Origin of the sequence: Methylobacterium goesingense, assembly GCF_022179225.1 — a bacterium.
GTDB lineage: Bacteria > Pseudomonadota > Alphaproteobacteria > Rhizobiales > Beijerinckiaceae > Methylobacterium > Methylobacterium goesingense.
This window is the reverse complement of the sequence record NZ_BPQL01000249.1, coordinates 1-5,934: the sequence shown is the minus strand read 5'-3', so window position 1 is coordinate 5,934 and position 5,934 is coordinate 1. Positions and strand designations below refer to the sequence as shown.

General features: G+C 66.7%; 4 protein-coding genes. 1 reads left to right on the top strand and 3 read right to left on the bottom strand.

Annotated features, from left to right (window positions below; translation table 11 throughout):
* Positions 1-125: 125 nt before the first annotated feature.
* Positions 126-1,505: a DUF2252 domain-containing protein gene (locus MFF30_RS25680; protein WP_238283106.1), complete on the top strand. Its 1,380-nt coding sequence runs from the start codon at positions 126-128 to the stop codon at positions 1,503-1,505.
* A 55-nt stretch (positions 1,506-1,560) separates the two neighbouring features.
* Here MFF30_RS25680 and MFF30_RS25675 read toward each other — a convergent pair whose 3' ends face one another.
* The 3 genes from MFF30_RS25675 to MFF30_RS25665 all read right to left on the bottom strand — a co-directional run bounded on the left by MFF30_RS25675 (position 1,561) and on the right by MFF30_RS25665 (position 5,666).
* Positions 1,561-3,300: an MFS transporter gene (locus tag MFF30_RS25675; protein WP_373321015.1), complete on the bottom strand. Its 1,740-nt coding sequence runs from the start codon at positions 3,298-3,300 to the stop codon at positions 1,561-1,563.
* A gap of 366 nt (positions 3,301-3,666) precedes the next feature.
* The gene (locus MFF30_RS25670; RefSeq protein WP_238283088.1) at positions 3,667-5,361 is read right to left on the bottom strand and encodes a cation acetate symporter; all 1,695 of its coding nucleotides are present in this window, start codon (positions 5,359-5,361) and stop codon (positions 3,667-3,669) included.
* Positions 5,358-5,666, bottom strand: a complete 309-nt coding sequence (locus tag MFF30_RS25665) for a DUF485 domain-containing protein (protein WP_238283084.1) — start codon at positions 5,664-5,666, stop codon at positions 5,358-5,360. The genes MFF30_RS25670 and MFF30_RS25665 overlap by 4 nt, the downstream gene beginning before the upstream one ends.
* Positions 5,667-5,934: the final 268 nt, after the last annotated feature.

The following is a 5,934-nucleotide window of genomic DNA, read 5'->3' as shown; positions in this document are numbered from 1 at the left end:
ATCGAGGCCGCCGACGCGGCCGGCCTCGCCATGGTGTTCACCGGACACCGCCATTTCCGGCACTGATTCCCCGCCGGAACGCGGACGCGCGCGAGCGCTCGCCGCATCGACAAGGCTGCCACTCCATGACCGACACGAACATTCCGAACACCCGCGAAGAGCGACGCGCGGCCGGCAAGCGCCTGCGCGAGCGGGTCTCGCGCGAATCGCACGGCCAGTGGCAGCCGGATCCGGCCCGCGATCCGCTCGCGATCCTGCGCGCGGGCGATCAGGGCCGGCTCCTGCCGCTGATCCCGCTGCGCTATGAGCGGATGCGCGAGAACCCCTTCGCGTTCCTGCGCGGGGCGGCGGCCATCATGGCGGCCGACCTCGAGGGCGTTCCCGTCCCGGGCATCCCGGTCCAGGCCTGCGGCGACTGCCACATCGGCAATTTCGGCGTCTACCGCAGCCCAGAGGGACAGACCCTCTTCGACATCAACGACTTCGACGAAACCCTGTGGAACGTGGATTTCACCGTCGACGTGAAGCGACTGGCTGCCAGCGTCGCCCTGGCGTCCCTTCCACACGGCGAGGAGAAGGCGCGCCGTGCCGCCAAGGCCCTCGCCCGCGCCTATCGCGAGCACATGCGCGACCTCTCCAACCTGTCGCCGTTGGCGATCTGGCACAGCCGCATCGACCTCGAACACGAGGTGGGCCGCTTCGGCGACGGCGATCTCTGCCGGCGGCTTCTCGCGGAAGCCGAGACGGAGAACGCGGACGGCCTGAGCCGGGGGGATGCGCCCAAGCTCGCGATCGCGCCCGACGAGGCCGCGCCCGCCGCCTGGTGCATCGCCGACAAGGATCGGGTGATCTTCCACGAGGGGGAGGACGGCCTCACGCAGGCCGTTGAGGACGCGGCCGCCGCGCTCCTCGCTTATCCGCACAGCCTCAGCGCCGATCGCTGGACCCTGGTGTCGCGCTATGCGCAGCGCGACGTCGCCTTCAAGGTGGTGGGCATCGGCTCGGTTGGCCTCGTCTGCGCCGCTGCGGTCTACGCGGATGCCGACGGCGCGCCGCTCTTCCTGCAGATCAAGGAGGCGCGACCATCGGTGATCGGCCAGCACGCCCTATGCCCGTTCTCCATCATTTCAGAAGGCCAGCGTGTGATCGACGGCCAGCGGGTCATGCAGGCGGCGAGCGACCCGTTCCTCGGGACCTCGTTCTCGGACAAGAGCGGGCGCTCCTACTACGTGCGCCAGCTCAAGAACCGGAAACTTTCGGCCGTCGCCGAGATCCTCGCCGAGAGCGGGGCCAAGGCCTATGCCCGTCTCTGCGGTACAACGCTTGCCCGGGCGCACGCTCGCTCCGGCGACGCGGCGATGATTGCCGGCTACCTCGGCAAGGGTTCGGCCTTCGACGAGGCGATCGCGGACTTCGCGATGGCCTATGCGCGCCAGAGCATCGCCGACCACGCGCTGCTCCTGGAGGACTTCCAGACCCAGCCCCCGAACAACGGCGCCCAGTGAAACGAAGAAGGGCCCCGCCTCGCGGCGGGGCCCTCCGGCAGGGTGCCGTCCGCGCTCAGCGGCCCGGCGCCTCGTCGTAGGTGAAGATGTCGCGATCCTTGGTCTCGGGGATGAACAGGGCCCCGATGATGGCGGTCGCGACCGCGATGACGATGGGGTACCAGAGGCCGAAGTAGATATCGCCGGTCTGGGCCACCATGGCGAAGGCGGTGGCCGGCAGGAGACCGCCGAACCAGCCGTTGCCGATGTGGTAGGGCAGCGACATCGAAGTGTAGCGGATGCGTGTCGGGAACAACTCGACCAGGGCCGCCGCGATCGGGCCGTACACCATCGTCACGTAGAGGACGAGGATGGTCAGGATGCCGATGATGGTCAGCTTCTGTACCGAGAAGATGTCGATCATCTTGGCGAAGTTGGTCAAGCCATCCTTCGGGTCGATGACGATCTTGACGATGCTCGGGTTGTTGGCGGCCGGGTAGCCAGCGGCGGTGAGTGCGGCACCCACATCCTTGGCGAAGGCCGGATCGGAGGCGGCGAACTCCTTGCCGGCGACCGTCACGGTGGCCTTGGTGCCGGCGGCCACCGGCTCGGTGGTGTAGTTCACGGCGGACCGGGCGAGCAGCGCCTTGGCAATATCGCACGAGTTGGTGAACTTGGCGGTGCCGACCGGATTGAACTGGAACGAGCAATCCGCCGGGTCGGCCTTGACCACCACCTGCGTGTTCTGCTGGGCCGCATGCAGGGCCGGGTTGGCCGCCGCCGTCAGCGCCTTGAACAGCGGGAAGAACGTCAGCGCCGCGATCACGCAACCGCCGAGGATGATCGGCTTGCGGCCGATCTTGTCGGAGAGAGCGCCGAAGAACAGGAACCCGCCGGTGCCGAGGATGAGCGACCAGGCGATGAGCACGTTGGCGGTGAACTGGTCGACCTTCAGGATCGTCTGCAGGAAGAACAGAGCGTAGAACTGGCCGGTGTACCAGACCACGGCCTGGCCGGCGGTGAGGCCGAGCAGGGCGAGGAGAGCCCACTTGGCGTTGCGCCACTGGCCGAAGGCCTCGGAGAGCGGGGCCTTCGAGCCGGTGCCCTCTTCCTTCATCTTCTTGAAGGCGGGGCTCTCCTGCATCTGCAGGCGGATCCAGACCGAGACGCCGAGGAGCACGATCGAGACCAGGAACGGAATGCGCCAGCCCCAGGCGGCGAACGGGGTGATGGTGCCGGCGGTGCCGTCGGCGAGCGTCGTGGCGACGGGGGCGTAGTTCGCGTTCACGTAGATCTGGGTGAACAGGATCACCATCAGCGACAGCAGCAGGCCCAGGGTCGCGGTGGTCTGAATGAAGGCGGTGTAGAAGCCGCGCCGCCCACGGGGCGCGTGCTCGGCCACGTAGACCGCCGCGCCGCCGTACTCACCGCCGAGCGCCAAGCCCTGGAGCATGCGCAGCGCCAGGAGCGCCACCGGGGCGACCCAGCCGACGCCGTACTCGTTCATGGTTGCGTAGGAGGGCAGCAGGCCGACGACGAAGGTCGAGATGCCCATGATCAGGATGGTGACGAGGAAGGTGTACTTGCGGCCGACGAGGTCGCCGAGGCGGCCGAAGACCAGAGCACCGAAGGGGCGGACGAGGAAGCCGGCGGCAAAGGCCAGCAGAGCGAACACGTTGCGCGTGGCTTCCGGATAGGCCGAGAAGAACTGCGCGCCGATGATCGCCGCGAGCGACCCGTAGAGGTAAAAGTCGTACCATTCGAAGACGGTACCGAGGGACGAGGCGAGAATGACCTTCTTCTCGCCGGCGCTCATCGGCCGTGTGGCCGAATCGCTGACGGGCATTGCGCTCGACGCAACCATGAGACGTTTCTCCAGGAATACTTCAGCCCGGGCGTTCAATCGCCTGTGGCGTGTTGGACCAGCGCGCAAGAACGGGTCGAGTGGACGGCGCGAATTCTCATCCGTCGACCTGTGCGGGGCGCGCGTGCCGGGATGCTAAGCGAGGCCTTCTGCTTGCCCAATAGCGAAAAGCGTGGCCGCACTACCGAATTCAGATATTTTTGACCCATCGGCCAACTATATTTTTTGTCCGCCCGGGGATTATTTCGCGAGCGAAAACGAAGAAGGGCGCGGCTCGCGCCGCGCCCTTCCCGTCCGAACGAATCCGGTGTCTTCGACTTAGTGAGCGTGCGCTCCCTCGGCGCCGATGCCGGTCTCCGAGCGGACGAACTGCGCGTCGAACAATGCGCGCTCGCGTTGCGCTCTGCGGGTGTTGTCGAGCTTCGAGACGAGGAAGATCGTCAGGAAGGCCAGCGGCATCGAGAACAGAGCCGGGTTGTCGTAGGGGAAGATCGCCACCGGATTTCCGAAGGTCGTCACCCAGACCGCTTTCGACAGCACCACCATGCCGACCGCCGCGATGAGGCCGACGAGGCCACCGATGAGAGCGCCCCAGGTCGTGGTGCCCTTCCAGAGGATCGACATGGTCAGGACCGGGAAGTTGCAGCTCGCCGCCACCGAGAAGGCGAGGCCGACCATGAAGGCGACGTTCTGGTTCTCGAAGACGTAGCCGAGATAGATCGCCACGATGCCGATGACGACGGCGGCGATCTTGGAGAGCCGCACCTCGGCGCCCTCGTTGACGCGCCCGCGGGCGATCACCTGAGCGTAGAGGTCGTGGCTGACCGCAGAGGCGCCGGCGAGCGTCAGGCCGGCGACCACGGCCAGGATGGTCGCGAAGGCCACCGCCGAGATGAAGCCGAGGAAGTACGGGCCACCCACCGCGTTGGCGAGGTTCACCGCCACCATGTTGGTGCCGCCGATCATGCCCTTCAGCTTGTCGAAGGCGCCCGCCGCGTCGAGGTTGAAGTAGGCCGGGTCGGACATCAGAAGACTGATTCCGCCAAAGCCGATGATGAAGGTGAGGATGTAGAAGTAGCCGATCAGGCCGGTGGCGTAGAACACCGACTTGCGGGCGGCTTGCGCGTCCGACACCGTGAAGAAGCGCATCAGGATGTGCGGAAGGCCGGCGGTGCCGAACATCAGGCCGACGCCGAGCGAGATCGCCTCGATCGGGTTCGACACGAGGCCGCCCGGCGCCATGATCGCATCACCTTTGGGGTGGGTGGCGACGGCGGCGGCGAACAGGGTCTCGGGGTTGAAGCCGTATTTGTAGAGGACCGCGCCGGCCATGAAGGTGGCGCCGCCGAGCAGCAGGCAGGCCTTGATCACCTGCACCCAGGTGGTCGCCTTCATACCGCCGAAGGCGACGTAGACGATCATCAGCACGCCGACGATGATGACGGCGTAGAGGTAGGGCAGGCCGAACAGGAGCTGGATCAGCTTCCCCGCGCCGACCATCTGGGCGATCAGGTAGAACGCCACCACCACCAGGGTGCCGGTCGCCGAGATGATGCGGATCGAGGTCTGGTCGAGGCGGAAGCTCGCCACGTCGGCGAAGGTGAACTTGCCGAGGTTGCGCAGGCGCTCGGCGATGAGGAACAGCACGATCGGCCAGCCGACGAGGAAGCCGGTTGAGTAGATCAGCCCGTCGAAGCCCGAGGTGTAGACAAGGCCCGAGATGCCCAGAAACGAAGCGGCGGACATGTAGTCGCCCGCGATCGCGAGGGAGTTGGTGCCGGCCGAGATGCCGCCGCCGGCGGCGTAGAAGTCGGCAGCCGACTTGGTGCCCTTGGCGGCCTTATAGGTGATGCCGAGGGTGAACAGCACGAAGAACGCGAACATGCCGATGGCCGGCCAGTTCGTCGCCGACTGCTTGACGGCGCCGAGATCGGGACCGGCGGCGAAGGCCGCCGTGACGGCGACGACAGCGAGCGCGCCGCCGAGGATGAGGGGGTGCTTGAGCTGGTTCATCGGCCAACGTCCCGCTTGAGAGCGGCGGTCAGCTCGTCGAACCGGCCGTTGGCGCGCTGGACGTAGATGCCCGTGAGGATGAAGGCGAGCACGATCACCGCGACGCCGAGGACGAGGCCGAGGGACGCGGTGCCGCCGCCGATCTTCACGGCGAGCAACGCCTTGTCGAAGGCAATGAGGCCGATGAAGCCGAAATAGATCACCAGCATGATGACGGTGAGCGTCCAGCCGAACCGCGTGCGCTCGTGGACGAGCTCCTTGAAGCACGGGTTCTGCGCGACGCGCGCAGTCTCGATATCAGACATGACATGACCCTCCCGGGGAGCCGCCTCTTGGCGGACCGGCGTCCCGTTATGATGAAGCTTGGATGCTGGCATGATGGCGCGCGGCCTGCCCGAGGGAGGCCGCGCGTTCGAGAAACCCGACGTCGTTCAGTGCGTCCGGTTCTGCCGATTCTCGATGAGGTCATCGACCACCGCCGGTTCGGCAAGGGTCGAGGTGTCGCCCAGCGACGAGAACTCGTCCTCGGCGATCTTGCGCAGGATTCTGCGCATGATCTTGCCCGAGCGGGTC